The organism is Vibrio sp. ED004 (genome assembly GCF_023206395.1).
Lineage (GTDB): Bacteria > Pseudomonadota > Gammaproteobacteria > Enterobacterales > Vibrionaceae > Vibrio.
The window spans coordinates 3659712-3677831 of sequence record NZ_CP066149.1; the positions used below are offsets into that span (position 1 = coordinate 3659712).

Genomic DNA, 18120 nt, shown 5'->3' on the forward strand with positions numbered 1-18120 from the left:
TTATCATTATCGATAAATTGATAAGGTAATCCCGTTTAAGCCTAACCAAGTGACTTTGTTGTTTTGTTTCTGCGTTGTTTACACCACCGAGCAATTAGCAATTAGCAATCAGAATGGTGTCATCAACATCATTCCACTAAAGCCTTCTCAGCCCCCACATCAGGTACATGCCTCCGATAATCGAAGCCACTAAACCTGCTGGAATTTCTTGTGGGTAAAGCCATTGCCTACCAAGCCAATCTGAGAACAACATCAATGCCATACCGATTAGCGAAGAGCAGATAAGGTGTTCTTTGGCACGGCTATATCCGAAAAGCTTAGCCATGTGCGGCGCCATCAACCCAATGAAGCTCAACGGGCCAACCACCAGTGTTGCACTCACGGTTAAGCACGCGACCAGCACCAACAACAGAATTCGAGATTTTGATACGTTGATGCCTAGAGATTGCGCGCTCGCCTGCCCTAGCGGCAATACATCCAACCATCGCGCACAGAGAAAACCTAACGAGATAAATACAACCGACGATATCAATAACGGAACAAGCGTTGCTTCGGTGACGTAATACGTTGAACCTGCCAACCAAGCCAAAACTTGATAACTTCTTGGATCGCCGCCCGCTAAAACAAAGCTCTGTACTGCATTCATTAATGCCGTTATCGCGACACCTGTCAGCAAAACTCTTTCAGGCTGGAAACCAGACTTCTGATTGAGCAATACAATGATGCCCAAAGTACATACCGCACCAATGAATCCACCAACATATAAACCAATAACGCTACTTCCAAGCCCGGCAAAGATCGCGATGATCAACCCTAACGCCGTACCCGAACTGATACCGATAACTTCAGGACTCGCCATTGGATTACCACTCAAGCGTTGAGCGATCGTGCCAGCGACCGCCAACATGCCACCCGCCAATGCAGCTGCGGCTAACCTAGGTAAACGCCATTCAAGCATCGCCCAATCTTGAGTTTGAAATAACCAGCGCCAACCTTCTGTCTGTACTGAAAATAAACTGAACACCACCAGCGACAAAGCAATAGCTAGGCTCGCCAACACCACGGCATGTTTGTTTAAACGTGATGCCACTTCCTTATGACGCGTTAAGACAGTCTGGGTTTGTGACTGGCTTTTCATTGATAACTTAGGCAATAGCCACAACAACAGTGGCGCACCCAACGCTGCGGTTGCTGCACCTGTTGGGATAAACATCGACATAATGCCCGGCAGCTGTTGAATCAAGAGATCAGTAAGGCTCAATAACAAACCACCAAGTACCATCGAAACCAATAACTTAGGCACTAAACGGTGCACACCCATTAAACGTGCTAATGCTGGCGCAGCTAAACCGACAAACCCGATAACACCCACAGCGCTAACAACCCAAGCTGTAAGTAATACTGCTAATCCAAGACAAGCGACTCTCAATTTAGGTAATGAAACACCTAAGCTCTTAGCACCCTGCTCTGATAACTGGAGCAAACTTAGTGGCTTTGCAAACAGAAACGCGGCAAGACTTGCGATAACCAAGCGCGGAGCTAAGTACTGGACATCTTCCCACCCGCTTTGTACGAGTGAACCTGCGCCCCAAATCATCAAACCGTTGAGCTTATCTTGGTTCATCATCAACAAGACGGTGCTGACAGCACCAAAATAGAGGTTGACCACTAAGCCAGAAACAATGACCACGGTTGGAGATAAGGCACGTCGCCACGACAATGCGAACACCAAACCAATCGTAGAAATGCCACCAATAAGGGCGACCAACGAATACGACCACTCTAAAAGCCAAGGGGCATACAAGGTTGCCAACATAAGGGCAAAGCTTGAACCGCTCGCAACACCTAAAGTCGAAGGCGATGCCAATGGGTTTCTAAGCACTTGCTGCATCAACACACCCGCAACGGCTAGCGCAGCACCTGACAACAGTGTGGAAAACAGCCTTGGCCACCACGCCAAATGCAGTTTCACTGAATCAGGAGAAGAAAAGTCTGCACTCCACAAACTCGATAGCCGACTCAGTCCAAACTGAGAAACAGATAAGTGTTGGCCGATGAGTGCCAACGTAGACACCATTAACAGTGTCAAAACACCAAACGAGAGAGCTCTCATTTCACTTCTCCCTGATTCAGTTCAGACACAATAAAACGAGCAAAGCGTGTGGCGGAAGGAATAGCCCCAAAACTCCAAACAGCGGGAACTTGTAACGCCGGATATCCCGACTCCTTCACTATGTATTGCCAAAACTGATTTTGTTTCAGGCTCTCTTCTGTTCCAGCAGGCATTGGAGAGATAATAACAATTTGCCCATCAACACCGATCAGCTGGTCGACCCCGACTAAACTGTATCCCCAAGCGTTTGTCTGTCCTTTCCACGCGGATTCAAGACCAATCTTGTTGACTGACGCTTTGTAAAGACTGTTGTTCCCAAAGACGCGGACGTGGTTAGTGTCCATGAACTGCACCATCAACATAGCGGGCGCGTTATTTGGTAGCTGCGTGCCTAAACGACCCATTTCTGCATTTGCCTGTGCAATCAAAGTTTCAGCTTGGGGCTCTTTTTCAGATACCTCAGCTAATTGTCGCGTGACGCGCTCTAACGCTGACCAATCCACATCACCACTTCGGTACAAACCAATCGTCGTGACAGGCGCAATTTTGCTTAGTTGAGTTTCCAACGTAGAAAACATCGGCGAGAGCAATATTTTATCTGGCTTAAGCTCATGAATACGTTCAAGGTTCGGCTGCGTTCGCAAGCCAACATCCGCAACGGTTTGAGGAATCTCTGGGGATTTCACCCATGAGTTATAATCGGGTATTTGAGCAACGGCGACTGGCGTTACACCCAATGCCAAAAGCGTTTCGGTATGAGTCCAATCAATCGAAACTAAGCGCGGGCTTGGAGCTGCGCTAACATCAAGCATGTCTTTTTCAGTAGCGGAAACGGGAATAACAGCCAATAAGCTCGCACAAACAAGACTCGAAACAACGGAGTGCCTAATGTTCATACGAACAAAGCTAGGTTGAAGATAACGGCTAAACATCATGCTGTCTCCAAATCACCAGGCATTGCGACTGGGTAACCCGCCGAGTGCTGAGTAATGTGCATAGGTACACCATAGATGTCTTTCAATATCGACTCTTTGAACACTTCATCAACCACGCCTTCGACCAATAGCTCCCCGCTATGAAGGGCAATGATATGATCGCAAAAGCGCGCTGCCATGTTGATATCGTGTATCACGATGATCACACCGATCTCTAACGTTTCACTCAATTGCTTAATCAATGTCAGCATTTCAATCTGATGACCAATATCGAGCGCTGCTAGTGGTTCATCGAGCAATAGGTATTTGGTGCGCTGAGCCAACAGCATCGCAAGCCACACACGCTGGCGTTCACCACCCGACAAAGTATCGACTAAACGATCAGCGTATTGGATAGTGTCGGTGAGTTGCATCGCCTCTTGAACGTATTGCTTATCTTTACTTGAGAGTCGGCCTAATAAGCCATGCCAAGGGTAACGACCAAAGCTCACAAGATCTTTGCCTGATAGACTATCGGTTGCGGGTAAATGTTGTGGTAAGTAGGCAATTTGCTGAGCGAAATCTTTATCTGACCACTTAGCTACAGGTTTATCTTTAAGAAAAATATCACCTGAAGTGGCGTGCTGTTGCTTAGCGAGCAACTTTAATAAGGTCGACTTCCCGGAGCCGTTGTGCCCAACTAAAGCGTAAATTTTTCCTTGCTCAAACGACACATCAAATGTCTTGAGCAATTGTTTATCCCCTACGCTAAAACCGAGTCCCTTTGCTTCGAGCATATCTTCAACCTTAAAACACATCATTCACTAAAAAATTAATGAAATACGAACATATTCATAAAATCATTAACAGACACGCTTTTATACACTTGCAAAAATTCAAATGCAAACGATTTTCATTTAGATTAAACTATATGCCATACGAGCTTTTTCCCTATAATTTAAAGGGTTAGCGTTCTTACGATGAATCACATACGCTTGTTACGGATTATTCACCTTGTTGCAAAATGGTTAAGCCAATGAAGAACAGCACCTTTCACCCATTACCACTGGATCATCCGTTTATGGTCGATGAATTCTGTTTTACAACAGGCTTGGGCTTCAATGATAAAAAGATTGATATCCATATCGCGCAGTTTGATAAACGGCACTTCAATGACAAGCTATTTGATATAACTAACGTGTACTGCCCCATCGCAATTACTCATTCGGTCGACAAAAGGAAGGCCGAATACTTTGCAGGGCGTTATTTGGTCGCAAAGGAGTTACAACAACTGGGCTTCGCGCATCAGAGGCTTGAGCCAAACATTGCCCGAAGCCCAACGTTGCCTTCAGGTGTTGCGGGTTCAATTTCCCACAGTGAAGACTTGGCTTGTATCGCGGTTTTACCTTCTCGCAATTCAAACAGAGAAAGCATCGGGATTGATATTCAACACTCAATAACAAATGACGTATGTCGTGATATCGGAAACATGGTGGCAAACGTTGATGAGATAGAGCTTATGCTGAAGTTTGGGATGACTTATTCAGAAGCTGTGACATTACTATTTTCGGCTAAGGAAGCCATCTATAAAGCGTTGGGTCGATTTGTGACTAACAGCTTGGATTTTGGCTCTGCAACACTGATCGCGATAGACAAAGTCGGTGTTAAATTTGCATTATCACAACAAGTCATTTTGCAAACTCACGACATCATAAGTGACAGTGTAGCAAGAAGTGATTTAAGGGCAATAACCTGCCAGTACAGGTACTTAGAACAACAGCAAGCGTATTTAACCGTGTGTTATTGCCAACTTGATAAATAACGATTGCGCTGATTAACCAACTTAAATAGGAATGCTCATCACATGATGGTCGGGATCGGTTTCTATATCGACGGTTGACCAACCAAGGGAGAGATACAAAGACGGAATATTAGTGTAGGCGTAAAGATCAGACGTTGAATCTTGCGACGCTGCAGACTGATAGAAGCCTGGCATTTGCTCGACCGCACGCTTGATCAACTCACTCGCAATGCCTTGACCGCGCCATTCCTCATCCACATAAACGGCATTGATCCATACTACATCCCTCACTTTATGAGGTTCTTGAAAATGGGAATACGCCAAACCGCCAATCACGACATTTTCGCGAAGCACTACGAGTACTGGTGGCAATTGAATATTGTCGGGGGTTGATTGCTCTGGATAGGCCGTTTTAAACTCAAAGTCCGCCCATTCGCTTTGAAAAAGACGTTCGAGCTGTCGCCAGTGTGGTGAGTGTTGGTCACATTGTCTGAAGACGACTTTCTGCATTCAAAATTCCTTTTCAAATACTGGATAAATAGGGCTGTAGATCATGACTTTTGATGTAGGGATAGAAGACGAATATCACTACTCTTCTTCCTCATAATGTTCATCGTCTGGTTCTTGATTAATCTCTTCTCCACAGCCTAAGCATTCGGTTTGTAAGTCAGTTGGCATAACAATAATCAAACCACAATGAGGACATAAATCGCCTTGCTGATACATACTGATTTTCCTTCAACTTCACGACGATAACTTATTCACGACGATACTTCGGATACTTTTGCTTGCTCGTTTCTAACCAATCATGGATAACTTGCAGAGCAGATTCAGACGGCGGTGCATTCCTTTTGCCACAGATTTGGTCAATTTCAAACGGAAATACTTTGCTAGGAACACGGCGCAAGCCTATGGTCAAACGCTGAGGTTTCAACACTCTAAACACCACATAGCGATCACTCATGATTCTATTATGGTACACGCCTATACAGTGTTTTTGCTCGATACCCTCTTTCTCGAGGTCGTAGTAATCGGTAATTGGGTGGATGTTGTCATTACCAAGTAGAGGCACAGGATAAGGAATATCCATGTCTAATGGGCGACTGCCTTCTAGACGACGCAGTTGACGCTGTTCCGTCCATCTATCATGAAGCTGTTCAAACATCGCGAATGAGTTTTGGCTGGTAATCGAGCGCAGAGGATCATCAATTTCTAAATCCTGCCCTAACAAAATTGCATCTTGGAACATCGCCATCTTCGATGGAGCATTGAGCCTGCCCTCTTCAACCATCGCAATACCGAGTCGACTGCCTGTCAAAAATGGATGTACTTGGTCCAAACGCAGTGCTGTGTAGCCGACCTTTGAGTAGTGCTTAAACTTAAGAACGCGCCTTTGTAATGGCTCAAGGATTCGAACGATGTGGTCGAGCTCGTCACCAACGTTGTAGTGCAGCTCTAGCTTATCGATAAATTTCAGCGTCGCTTTGCTGCTGTCTAAACCCAACTTGGCTAAGATCTTCTTTTGTCCTAAACGGCTCAGCTCTAATGCTTTCTGATTATCGACACTGTATTTCATGCAAATCATCGCCAAGATAACGGGCCTTAATTCAAGCAGTTGTGCCGCTTCATAGGTGTTCGCAGCCAACCATAGCATTTGATACTGATACTCTGGAAAGTCATCTGTGATTTCACGATAACGAGCTGGCAAGGATTCTAACCAGCGACCATTAACATCAAACTGCTCCACAAGATTGAGACTTAACCCAATGCCACCATCAAGCGGGCGTCTACCATCTTCGAACACATGAAAGCCCACGAGCTTTTGCGACCAATCACTGATCTCAATATCGTAATCAAAGCCAAGTGTTCGAGTGGGAATGGTAAGTAATGCTGTCATTGATGCCTCTTCGTTAATGGCGCGTTGGACTGTCGAGCCTATCTACTAGCATAAGCTAACGCTCGAACCACTATAACAACCTTTTGTAAATTTCTTATCAATCAAAGCGATATAGATACGAGGGTACTTAGAAGATCTTTGAATGATGATTTTGCGCAATATGAGACCTCTTCGATATCATTTGCGCCAACAAAAACTATGCTTGATACATAACCCACAATAAAAGGCTTAAATTATGGAATACCGACATATTCTAGTCGCCGTTGAACTATCTGAAGACACCAAAGTACTTATTGATAGAGCGGCTTTCTTCGCCGATAAACTCGATGCGGGTATTTCGTTTGTTTATATCGACGGTACCCATGGTGAAATTTATCCTGAACTCGTTGATATTCAAGGGAACGACGGTGATTTACCCATCAATGAAGATGCAGTTAATCACCTGAAAGAGTTTGAGGCTTATGCAAAGCACCCTATCAAGCATATTTTCGTGGGTACGGGCGATTTGAACGATAAACTCAAAAATACCATCGAAGCAAACAACGTCGACCTATTGATGTGTGGTCACCACCATGATTTTTGGCATAAACTTATTTCCCATTCGAAACAGATCATCGACACCTCTCCTATCGATATTCTAGTCGTTCCTATGGAATAGAGGCTTTAACGCCCCTCCTAGAAATATCCTGTCTTGCCAACCTCTATCGGTATTATTGGTTGGCTGAGCCTCCCCCTATTAAATCACCTTCTTAAACTCAATCTAACTATCATTCACTCGCTGAAATCATTTGTGATCTTGTCAGCCTATCAACTCGTAAGCGTCTAATAATTAAAAAATAACGAGTGTAAGCAATGAAAAAGATTGGCCTCTATCTGTTTACAAATGACTTAAGAATCAAAGACAATCTGTTACTCCATCATGCAGCACAGAGTGTCGATGAACTCATCTGCGTGATCGTCGAACCAAGCCTGTCTCAATTCTCCGCAGACTTCGCCCAAGAGCTTGAATACGGTTCCCATCGTCGTGATTTCATTTCGCAGTCAATAGGCAATCTTGCAGCGAATTTAGAAGGCCTTGGACAAAAATTCATTCGTTTAAGTCAGAATCTACTGGAGCTAAATACAAGCGTTCCAACACTCAGTCATATTATTGCTTCACAAAACGTCACACACTTTTTCGCAAGCGCACATTGTGGTTATGACGAGAAATCTCTCACAAACGAGTTATTAAACAAACACCCAAATTTGATATCGAGTTTGTCGCACCACACTACTTTGTTTGAGCAAGGTGAACTGCCGTTTGAGTTATCAAAGCTTCCACGTTCGTTTACCAAGTTCAGAATGCAAGTTGAGCACACGGATATTGATACTCCTGAAACGGTCATTTCCCAACTTCCACCAACTCCCACATCTCTACTTGACGAGTCTGAGGCCTTAACTGAGAGTCCTCTCTCTTCGGTATATCTAGGCGGCGAAACAGCCGGTTTGGTTCATTTAAAGCACTACTTTTCACAGAGCTATGCCCGCTCTTACAAACAGACACGGAATGCGTTTGATGGAATCGAAAACTCAACCAAATTCTCGCCTTGGTTGGCACTTGGCTGTGTTTCTCCGAAAACAATCTACCGCCACTTAAAACAGTTTGAAGCACAACACGGAGCGAACGACTCGACTTATTGGATCTACTTTGAGTTGTTATGGCGTGAGTACTTCTATTGGAAAGGCTTATCGCTCGGCTCGTCACTGTTTGGCACAAACAATGAACTCGATAATCAACACGCTTCAACATCATCGAACCTCTGCTTCGCCAAATGGAAAAGTGGCAACACCAACTACCCAATTGTCGATGCCTGTATGCGCCAGCTTAACGCCACAGGTTATATGTCTAATCGAGGAAGACAGCTTGTCGCGAGCTGCTTGATTTATGAATTAGGGATCGATTGGCGACATGGTGCAGCTTACTTCGAGAGCCAGCTCATCGACTATGACGTAGCTTCAAACTGGGGTAACTGGGCGTATATTGCTGGGGCGCTCAACTCTCAAACAAACAGTCAGGCCAACAAGAAAGACGGTGCCAATCAAGCGCAACCTAAATCACGCCATTTCGACTTAGTTAAGCAGACAGAGACGTATGACCCGGAGCATACATTTATAAACAAATGGCACCGTGAAGACGAAGCTTCAGCCACACCTAGATACCAGGACGTAATATGAAATACAAAACCGTGCGCCTTCTCTTGGGTGACCAGCTCAACATTGAGCACTCTTGGTTTGATCATGTTAGCGATGAAGTGATTTACCTCATCGCCGAATTGAAACAAGAAACCGACTACGTAGCGTCACACGTACAGAAAGTCGCTGCGTTCTTCTCTGCTTTGGGCTACTTCGCTGAGGAACTGACACAACGCGGCCATCAAGTATTACACCTAACCTTGGATGACACGGCACAATTCAACAACCTCGATGCATTGCTACAGCATTACACACATGAGTTTGACGCTGAAAAGTTCGAATACCAAAGGCCCGACGAATACCGCCTATTACAGCAGTTGAACCAGCTCAAGTTGCCCAAAGCGATCAAAGGTTGCTGCGATTCAGAGCACTTCCTCTTCCCGTTTGACGAAATTGAACAGCAGTTTCCGAAAGACAAACACATCATGATGGAACACTTCTATCGTCGAATGAGAAAGCGTTTCAACATTCTATTAGAAGACGGAAAGCCGGTCGGTGGTAAATGGAACTACGACGCAAATAACCGTAAGAAGCTTAAGAAGCAAGACATTGATAACCTGCCACAGCCTTTGATGTTTGCGAACGATATATCATCTATTTTAGAAAGGATCGAACGCCATCAAGTAGAAACCATAGGGACAGTTGGTAACCAGTTATTATGGCCAGTCAATCGCGCGCAAAGCTTGTCTCTGCTCGCCCACTTCTGCCAAGTCTGTTTGCCGCTGTTTGGACACTTTCAAGACGCGATGACCACAGAACACGACTCTAAATGGAGCTTGTATCACAGCCGTATTTCGTTCTCATTGAACAGCAAACTTCTTAGCCCCAAAGAAGTCATTGATGCGGCACTTTCCGCCTACCAAGCTTCTTCTAAGTCAAACACTCCAACTATCGATATTGCACAGGTCGAAGGTTTCGTACGTCAAGTTCTGGGGTGGCGTGAATACATACGTGCGGTGTATTGGGCGAACATGCCTGCGTACGCCAACAAAAACCACTACGACGCCGATCGTCAATTGCCTCATTACTTCTGGGATGGTCAAACCAAAATGAACTGCATGAAGCACGCGATTGGTCAGTCATTGGAGTTTGCTTACGCGCATCATATTCAAAGGCTCATGGTCACGGGCAACTTCTGCTTAATCACGGGCATCGCACCCGACCAAGTCGACAGTTGGTACCTTGGCATTTACGTTGATGCCATTGAATGGGTCGAAATGCCAAATACGCGAGGTATGGCACTGTTTGCGGATGGCGGGATCGTAGGAACCAAACCATACTCTGCCAGCGGTTCGTACATTAATCGCATGAGTGACTACTGCAAAGGCTGCCATTATCAGATTAAAGAACGTAGTGGTGAACGCTCGTGTCCATTCAATAGCTTGTACTGGCGTTTTATGAATCAACACCGTGAAGCATTAAATCGAAACCCTCGAATGGGGATGCTGTATCGCTCTTGGGACAATATGGACGAACACGATCAGCAAACAATACTTGATACCGCAGAACAACGAATGACTAACTTGGAGGACTTATAATGGTGGAGCAACTCAGATTACACATATTGGTTATAGGTGGTAGCGGCGGCATCGGTTTTGCCGTGGTTAAGCACCTATTGTCTGAGCTGTCTCGCTTTGATTTTCTCGATGTGCATGTCGACGCCACTTATCACTCGCAACAACCTGAACTAGAAGATCACCGTCTACATTGGCACCAAGTCGATGCGACTAGCGAAGTCGATATAAAAGAGCTCAGCACTCAATTCGAAAGATTAGATTGGTTAATTAACTGCGTCGGTATGCTGCATACGCCAGACTTAGGGCCAGAAAAGAATCTGTCGTCTATCGACCCAGAGTTCTTCTTGAAAAACATCTCCGTCAATACCCTACCTAGCTTGATATTGGCTAAGCACTTCACTCCAATCCTTAAAGCCAGCGACAATCCAAAATTTGCCGTGGTATCAGCTAAGGTAGGCAGCATTTCAGATAACAGATTAGGCGGTTGGTATAGCTATCGTTCATCCAAAGCCGCGCTTAACATGTTCATCAAAACTATGTCGATTGAATGGCTACGAACACTCAAAAAAGGCACGGTGTTAGCACTGCACCCTGGCACAACCGATACCGCTCTATCTAAGCCTTTTCAAAATAATGTGCCTCAAGGAAAGCTGTTTGAATCGAGTTATGTCGCCCATCAATTGGTCGATATTATTCGCACTGCGACGCCTGAACAAACCGGACATTTTTACGCATACGATGGTGAACAACTGACTTGGTAAGAACGAATAAAAGAAAACCCAACCGAGTGGATGCTCTGTTGGGTTATTTGGTTTGAGGAAGTGCTGATTTAAAGCAGATAATAATTCAAAGGCTTAAGACTCAGCCCAATTAAACTTACTCTCGTCCACTCCGTCTTTCTCTTCCTTAGCACGTTCACGTCGGTGTTGCTCTTCAATTCTGGCCGCGTCTATCTCATGCATAATCGCATCGATGTCTGCCAAAGCATCACTTTCTGTAAACTCGCCAGTTAACTTGCTGTCTGGCTTAAGGTCGCCTTTTTCGTAGAGCGCCCACATTTCCTTGGCATACTCAGTTTTTGCTAATTCAGGTGCAAACTGTGCGTAATAATCACGAATGTTATTGATATCACGAGTCAGCATCCATTCAGCATTGTTATTCGCCGAAGCATCAACTGCTTGTGGTAGATCGATAATCACTGGACCGTATTCGTCAACTAATACGTTGAATTCAGACAAGTCACCATGGATCAAACCGACACACAACATCTTAACCACGTAAGTCATCATCACTGCGTGGTGTTCAATAGCTTGCTCTGGAGACATCACCACATCATTTAGTCTTGGGGCAACGTAACCTTCGTCGTCCGTAACCAATTCCATCAGCAATACGCCGTCAAAGCAGCCATAAGGAACAGGCACACGAACGCCCGCTTCGGCTAGCTTATATAGAGCATCCACTTCAGCGCTTTGCCACACCTTCTCTTGTTGCTCGCGACCAAAACCAGAGCCCTTTTCCATAGCTCGCGCTCGGCGGCTATTACGCACCTTTCGGCCTTCTCGGTATGCTATCGCTTTTTTAAAGCTACGCTGGCTAATTTCCTTATATACCTTGGCACAACGGATCGTATCGCCGCAGCGTACAATGTACACCGATGCTTCTTTGCCACTCATAAGTTGGCTTGTCACCTCGTCGACTAAACCATCGTCAACTAAAGGCTGTATTCTTTTAGGTATCTTCATGCCGCCTTTATACATCACTTATCTTACAGATAGAAATATAAACTTAAGAAATGAAGGGATAAGCGATTAAAGACTTATTAAATGAATCAGAAACGAAAGGAGTTCTTCAATTTGGAGTTACGAAAGTAGGATTCTATGTGGAAGGATGTTATGAAGGCTTAGATTTATGACGACGGCAACGTTCAGAGCAATAGATAACTTCATCCCAGCAACGCTGCCACTTTTTACGCCACGAGAAAGATTTGTTGCAAACAGGACATGTCTTCGTTGGGAGATGTGGTTTCTTGTGCATGCGCGGCTCCTTCTGTGTAGCGCTCTCATTCAACATGCTAAACAGCGAGATTCCCTATTACGCTCGTCCCTCGCTTTAGGGAATGACGAAAGTAATAACAACAAACATAGATTCTCTACTACACTCAATGGTATGGACTCCCCACCTTAACTGACAGTGTCAGCTAAAGTTACAGGTGCGAACCAAAACAGGAGCCCATACTATGAATAAATTTAACACAATCTCGATTGATTTAGCCAAATCCGTCTTTCAAGTCGCGGTATTTAACCGCCATGGAAAGCGTAAGTTGAACCAAGCTATGTCTAAAAAGAAAATGCTAACGGTCATCAGCCAACACCCTGGCGCGACCATTTGCATAGAGGCCTGTGCGGCATCTCATTATTGGGGACGAACGTTTCAAAGCCGTGGTCATACCGTCAAAATGATACCTCCCCAAAAAGTGAAGCCATATCGCTGTGGTAATAAGAACGATGCTAATGATGCTATCGCGATTTACGAAGCTTCCTTACGCTCCGATATTCATGCGGTACCAGTAAAAACACCTGAGCAGCAAGATATCGCTATGCTGCTGAGTTTAAGACAAAGCTATATAAAACAACGCACAGCAGTAAGTCTACGGATCCGTGGCTATGCAGCGGAATGTGGAATTACCTTCCCACAAGGAGCCAATAAACTGCGAGAACTGCTCCCTCTCGTTATCGAAGATGCAGAGAATGAATTAACACTGACAACTCGATTCGTTCTCCGAGAATTACATGCTCAGCTACTAAGTCTTGATGAGCCTATCGAGAGAGTTGAATCGCAACTTATAGACTTTGCAAAGCAAATACCCGCTTGCCAGTTATTAATCACTTTACGAGGTGTACGTTGGGTGATTGCAAGTGCCATTTTTTCCCGCCTAGGTGACGCTTCGGCCTATAGAAATGGGCGAGGGGCTAGTGCGAGCTTAGGTTTAGTTCCGGCTCATACTGGCAGTGGTGGTAAGAACAAAAACCACGGAATAAGTAAATCAGGTGATAAAACCTTACGCTCTCTTGTCGTTCATGGAGCAAGAGCAGTGGTAGCGAATATCCGAGATAAAGAAGATCGCTTAAGTTGCTGGATACGAAACTTGTTAGAAAGAAAGTCGTTTAACCAAGTAGTTGTCGCCCTTGCTAACAAAACGATCAGAATGGCTTGTGCCATGCTGAAGAGCAATCGATCTTATAATGAAACGTTACTCGCTTAACAATTGATTTTATAAGGTTAAGGGAGACATCAATCCCCCCATGTAAGCAAGTAAATTATGGTAAAGAGTGAGCATAGCAAGCAAGAGAAACTCTGAGAGGGACGAAGGTGATAATACACCACACGCTCGATAAGAACTTTTGCTGAGTGGATTAAGCCATAGAGGTTCGGGGTAGCTCCCCATAAAGAAACCGAATATACGTGCACTTGCGTACCTTTACTCGTTTCCTTGCAATACTAGGGGAGTCCATATACGTTCCTCACTTTGGGGAATGACTGAAGTAACACGAACAAACCTAGATTCCTATTACGCTCGTTCCTCGCTTTAGGGAATGACGGAAGTAACACGAACAAACCTAGATTCTCTATTACGTGTGTTCCTCACTTTGGGGAATAACGAAAGTAATACGAACAAAGCTCGATTCCCTATTACGCTCGTTCCTCACTTTAGGGAATAGCGGAGGTAATACCAACAAACCTAGATTTCCTATTACGCTCGTTCCTCACTTTATGGAATAACGACAGAGTGATTGATGACAATTCCCGACTCCGTCATCCTCGAGAAGGAGGAACGACTGAGTCGGGGATCTGCTTTTACCACAACTGAATCCATTTCGGTTCAACTGGCTATGCTTCCAATATCAAGCACCAGTCACATGGAAATCTACGCGACAACTTTGTACTGCTTCTCCATCTCACTGACACCAAGGCCAGAGTGCTTTGTCACTTTCAATTGAACTGGCACTCGCTCTTTGAGTGCCTCAACGTGGCTGATCACGCCAATCATCTTGCCTGACGCATTCAGGTTATCGAGCGCATTCAGTGCGATGTCTAATGTGTCGCTATCAAGCGTACCAAACCCTTCATCCAAGAACAGAGAATCAATACTGGTTTTGTAACTCACAAGATCAGAAAGTGCTAATGCCAACGCCAAACTCACCAAGAAGCTTTCGCCGCCTGACAGAGTTTTGGTATCTCGCATCACATCGCCCTGCCACGTATCCAATACCTGCAGCTCTAAGCCATCGTCGGCTTTACGTTTTAACTCATAACGACCGTGCAAACGCTGAAGTTGCTTGTTCGCCAAATAGACCAAGTTTTCCAGAGTCAGCCCCTGTGCAAACTTACGGAACTTGTCACCATTCTTAGAACCAATTAACGAATTCAGACGAGAGATATCATCAAATTCGACTTGCTGATCAGAAATCTGTTTGAACAAGTCTTGCTGGTTACTGCGATTCTGACGATCCGTTTCAAGGTTGGCAGAAATCGCACCGATCTTCGTCGCATGACTTTGTTGCGCGTTTTGGCATTCCGTCGTTGCTTCTTCTACTTGCTGTTGATCTTGCTCTTGCCATGTTTGCGCATTGTCGTGGTTTTGTAGCTCCACTTGGGCTGCTTTAGCGGTGTTTAACCTTGCTTGCGCACTAACAATTGCCTCGTCTAACGACTTCTTAAGGTTTTGCAGTTGGGTACGAACTTCTTCGTCTAACAATGCGGCTTCAAAATCAACTTCAGCTTCGAATGGGCTCGCTTGTAAAGCTTCGACCCAAGCAGTCGTTGCTTGCGTGTGGCTTGATTGCTTACTCACCAATTCATCAGAGAAACCAGTATGTTTCGTTTGCTCGGTTCGATGTTCCAGTTCACAGCGGTTAACAACCACCTGAGCAGCATCAAATGCAGTGACCGCATCCGCCACTTTCTGCTTCATCGCATTGCTGGCAGTTTGAATGTCTTTCTCACCAAACAATTGCACCCTTTCCGAGCCGATGCGAGCCAATTCCGCCGCTAACGATCCGCTCTCTTTATTTAACGTATCGAGCTCTTTCTGCACACTGCTTAGCTTGTCATCCAACGTTTTTTGCTCTGCACATTGAGTAATCAGTTGCTTCTCTAGTTCGGCGTGTTGTTGTTTTGTTTGCATCCATGTGTTTGATGCTTGGAGCTTTTCAGCGAACCAAGCGTCAATGTGTTCAAGTTCAGGCGCTTCGATAGAGGTTTCAAAAATACTCTCTTTTAGCGAGCTCCATTGTTGATCTTTCTGTTGAGCCGTGTGGTTTATCTGTTCGTTTACACTTTGGTTTTGCTTGTTGAGATCCTCTAAGCGTTGCTCGGCCAGTTCTAGGTTTGCTTGCGCTTTGTCTGCCGTCATTCTCGCCGATAAACGCTGTTTCTCAGCTTCAGAAAACAAAGTTTTAGCATCGACGAGTGCTTTCAACTGGAGCAAGGTTTGATTGAGTTGAAGCTCACATTGCTCTGCAAACGTCATCACTGCAGCTTCGTTACCTAAATCGTTAACCGTTAACAATGCCAACTCTGGAGCTGTGTTAGGGAAATCAGACAAACTCTGTTGAAGCTTGCCAATTATGCCTTGCCAGTTCAATTGAGCTTGTTGAATGTCCGCTTGAGCGCGCTGAATATCATCGTTGAGCGCAGTAATCATAGGAGCAAGAGAATCTAGCTTTTGGCGATGCTCTTGACCGTCTTTCTTGATAATTGCTAACTCATGCTTTTCACGCTCTTGTTGGGCAACCAAGTTTGCAATGTCTTGCGATTGTTCTATCGAATGATCTGTTGAGCCACACAATGGGCATTCAGATCCAGATTCTAAAGCTGCTCGGTATTTTGCCAGTTCCCCTTCTTGCGCGATCAACAAGGTTAAGCGTTCAAGCGATGTCTCTTTCTCTTTGTATCGCTCGACTAGCACTTCGCGTTCTTTCGAAAGCTTATCAGCTTGCTGAGTATTAATTTGATGCGCTTGAGTTTTAGCCCCAAGCTGTTGCTGAGCGTTTAAAAAACTACGATTAATGTCCAGTAACGAGTGCGTGTTGCGATTCCAAAACTCCAACAACTCTTTTTGAGTATGTAACACTTGTTCACTGGTATTGCCTTGCAAGTCTTCCCATTGCTGCTTGGTATTGTTTTCTGTCACAACCAATTCAGCTAAGGTTTGATCTTGTGTTGCTTTGGCTTGTTGCGCACTTTTTATAACCGCTTGCTGAGTATCAAGAGCCGATAAAGCTTGCTTAGCCGAGTTCAACTGTTCTGAATGCTGACGCTCTAAAGCGCGAACTTGCTCTACCTTGGCTTGCCACTGGCCTAGGTATTTTTCTAACTGTTGGTCGGCTTGGTGGGCTGTTAAGTAATCAGAGCTGAGCTTTTCTTGCTGTTTCAACTCATCGATCTGCTTCGTTAATACAAGCTGATGATTGCGCTGCTGCGAGTGTTGTTCATTGAGTACATTCGCTGAATTAACTGCAGCAGATTGCTTGTCTTTAAGCACTGCAATTTGGTTATCTAGCGGACGAACCTGCTCAATGATCTTCTCTTGATCTTGTTGTTCAGTTTTTATCTTCTGAACAGCGTCGCTGCTTTGCGTCAGCTTAGCTTGTGCGTCTTGTTTCTCCGCGTCACGAACTGCCAGTAATTTAGTGCTGTTATTTAGGTTAGCTTGAGTGGTACTTACCTCTTGCTCGCAACGCTTTAAATCTTTATGCAGCGGGCGCAGTTTTTCAGCTGGTTCGCTATTTGCCAAGCGTGCCAACGATGCTTGGTTATGTTGCAATTCATCCTGCGCAGTTTTTAAGTCGTGCTCGCTCGTCGCAATAGTGTGTTGCGCTTTGGTCACGTCTTTCCACCAACTCAGGTGGGCTTGCCACTCCTTGAGTTGCTCGGCGAAACGCTTTTGTTCGGCTTCAAGGGTTTCTCGTTCCGTTGTAAGCTCTTGGATTTGCTCTTCAGACAATAAGCTCACACCCTCGGCTTTCGCTTTCAGGTGATTCAGTGCTTCTTCACTCGATTTAAAGTGATCGTAAATACGCTCTGAAATCAGGCTATAAACTTCGGTACCCGTTAGCTCTTCTAACAGCTCGGCACGATCATTTGCATTGGCATTGAGGAATGCAGCAAATTCGCCTTGAGACAACATGATCGATTTAGTAAAGCGTGAAAAGTCCAAACCCGTTACCTGCTCAACCAGCTTGGTCTTCTTGGTTAACATGGTTTCTAAGACTTTATCGGTGTCGGCATCCGCAAATTCACAAGTCGGTGTTTGCAATGCACCATCGTGTTTACCTCGGGCACGTTTTTGATGGAAGTTAGAACGGTAGGTTTTACCTTGAACTTCGAATTCAAGTTCAGCAAAACATTCGCCAGTACCGCGCGTCATCAGTTCGTTATTCCCTTTCGCAATACTCTTCAAACGCGGCGTTCGGTGGAATAACGCTAAACAGATCGCGTCAAGAATGGTGGTTTTGCCCGCCCCGGTTGGACCTGTAATGGCAAACAGACCATTTTCTGCAAACGGTGATTGGGTAAAGTCGAGCTTCCAACGACCTTTCAAAGAGTTAAGGTTTTCAAATTCTAGGCTTAAAATCTTCATACTC

15 protein-coding genes are annotated in these 18120 nt (G+C 45.0%); 6 read left to right on the top strand and 9 right to left on the bottom strand.

The annotated features are described in order from the left end of the window. Positions 1-136: 136 nt before the first annotated feature. Genes fhuB through ITG10_RS16770 form a run of 3 tightly spaced genes read right to left on the bottom strand, consistent with a single transcriptional unit; the run spans position 137 to position 3824 of the window. Complete coding sequence (gene fhuB, locus ITG10_RS16760) at positions 137-2113, bottom strand: Fe(3+)-hydroxamate ABC transporter permease FhuB (protein ID WP_017632931.1); 1977 nt, start codon at positions 2111-2113, stop codon at positions 137-139. After that, entirely contained in the window at positions 2110-3048 is a 939-nt protein-coding gene (locus ITG10_RS16765) for an ABC transporter substrate-binding protein (protein ID WP_017632932.1), read from the bottom strand. The genes fhuB and ITG10_RS16765 overlap by 4 nt, the downstream gene beginning before the upstream one ends. Continuing rightward, positions 3045-3824 (bottom strand): ATP-binding cassette domain-containing protein, encoded by a 780-nt coding sequence (locus tag ITG10_RS16770; protein ID WP_026084455.1) that lies wholly within the window; start codon positions 3822-3824, stop codon positions 3045-3047. The genes ITG10_RS16765 and ITG10_RS16770 overlap by 4 nt, the downstream gene beginning before the upstream one ends. 239 nt (positions 3825-4063) lie before the next feature. Between ITG10_RS16770 and ITG10_RS16775 the strand changes: the two genes are divergently transcribed. Beyond that, the gene (locus ITG10_RS16775) at positions 4064-4849 is read left to right on the top strand and encodes a 4'-phosphopantetheinyl transferase superfamily protein (RefSeq protein WP_026084456.1); all 786 of its coding nucleotides are present in this window, start codon (positions 4064-4066) and stop codon (positions 4847-4849) included. Positions 4850-4870: 21 nt separating this feature from the next. Here ITG10_RS16775 and ITG10_RS16780 read toward each other — a convergent pair whose 3' ends face one another. The 3 genes from ITG10_RS16780 to ITG10_RS16790 form a co-directional block, all read right to left on the bottom strand. Then, positions 4871-5338, bottom strand: a complete 468-nt coding sequence (locus tag ITG10_RS16780; protein ID WP_017632935.1) for a GNAT family N-acetyltransferase — start codon at positions 5336-5338, stop codon at positions 4871-4873. Positions 5339-5416: 78 nt separating this feature from the next. Next, positions 5417-5554 carry a hypothetical protein gene (locus tag ITG10_RS16785; RefSeq protein WP_017632936.1) on the bottom strand — a complete coding sequence of 46 codons (138 nt, stop codon included), beginning with the start codon at positions 5552-5554 and terminating at the stop codon, positions 5417-5419. A 31-nt stretch (positions 5555-5585) separates the two neighbouring features. Then, positions 5586-6725 carry a PcfJ domain-containing protein gene (locus ITG10_RS16790; protein ID WP_017632937.1) on the bottom strand — a complete coding sequence of 380 codons (1140 nt, stop codon included), beginning with the start codon at positions 6723-6725 and terminating at the stop codon, positions 5586-5588. A gap of 235 nt (positions 6726-6960) precedes the next feature. On the opposite strand from ITG10_RS16790, the gene ITG10_RS16795 reads away from it, so the two are divergent. The 4 genes from ITG10_RS16795 (at position 6961) to ITG10_RS16810 (ending at position 11235) form a co-directional block, all read left to right on the top strand. After that, positions 6961-7383, top strand: coding sequence for a universal stress protein (locus ITG10_RS16795; protein ID WP_017632938.1), 423 nt, complete (start codon positions 6961-6963; stop codon positions 7381-7383). Between the two features lie 194 nt (positions 7384-7577). Then, positions 7578-8939: a DASH family cryptochrome gene (locus ITG10_RS16800; protein ID WP_017632939.1), complete on the top strand. Its 1362-nt coding sequence runs from the start codon at positions 7578-7580 to the stop codon at positions 8937-8939. After that, complete coding sequence (locus ITG10_RS16805; protein ID WP_017632940.1) at positions 8936-10495, top strand: cryptochrome/photolyase family protein; 1560 nt, start codon at positions 8936-8938, stop codon at positions 10493-10495. The genes ITG10_RS16800 and ITG10_RS16805 overlap by 4 nt, the downstream gene beginning before the upstream one ends. Continuing rightward, a complete protein-coding gene (locus ITG10_RS16810; protein ID WP_017632941.1) occupies positions 10495-11235 on the top strand; it encodes an SDR family oxidoreductase in 741 nt (246 codons plus the stop codon). The genes ITG10_RS16805 and ITG10_RS16810 overlap by 1 nt, the downstream gene beginning before the upstream one ends. A 93-nt stretch (positions 11236-11328) precedes the next feature. On the opposite strand, the gene ITG10_RS16815 is transcribed toward ITG10_RS16810, so the two are convergent. Beyond that, positions 11329-12216, bottom strand: a complete 888-nt coding sequence (locus ITG10_RS16815; protein ID WP_026084457.1) for a PA4780 family RIO1-like protein kinase — start codon at positions 12214-12216, stop codon at positions 11329-11331. A gap of 148 nt (positions 12217-12364) precedes the next feature. Then, the gene (locus ITG10_RS16820) at positions 12365-12508 is read right to left on the bottom strand and encodes a DUF2256 domain-containing protein (RefSeq protein WP_128644442.1); all 144 of its coding nucleotides are present in this window, start codon (positions 12506-12508) and stop codon (positions 12365-12367) included. A 202-nt stretch (positions 12509-12710) separates the two neighbouring features. Between ITG10_RS16820 and ITG10_RS16825 the strand changes: the two genes are divergently transcribed. After that, complete coding sequence (locus ITG10_RS16825; protein WP_248386536.1) at positions 12711-13736, top strand: IS110 family transposase; 1026 nt, start codon at positions 12711-12713, stop codon at positions 13734-13736. A 663-nt stretch (positions 13737-14399) separates the two neighbouring features. Here ITG10_RS16825 and ITG10_RS16830 read toward each other — a convergent pair. After that, the gene (locus ITG10_RS16830) at positions 14400-18116 is read right to left on the bottom strand and encodes an SbcC/MukB-like Walker B domain-containing protein (protein ID WP_017629816.1); all 3717 of its coding nucleotides are present in this window, start codon (positions 18114-18116) and stop codon (positions 14400-14402) included. Positions 18117-18120 lie beyond the last annotated feature (4 nt).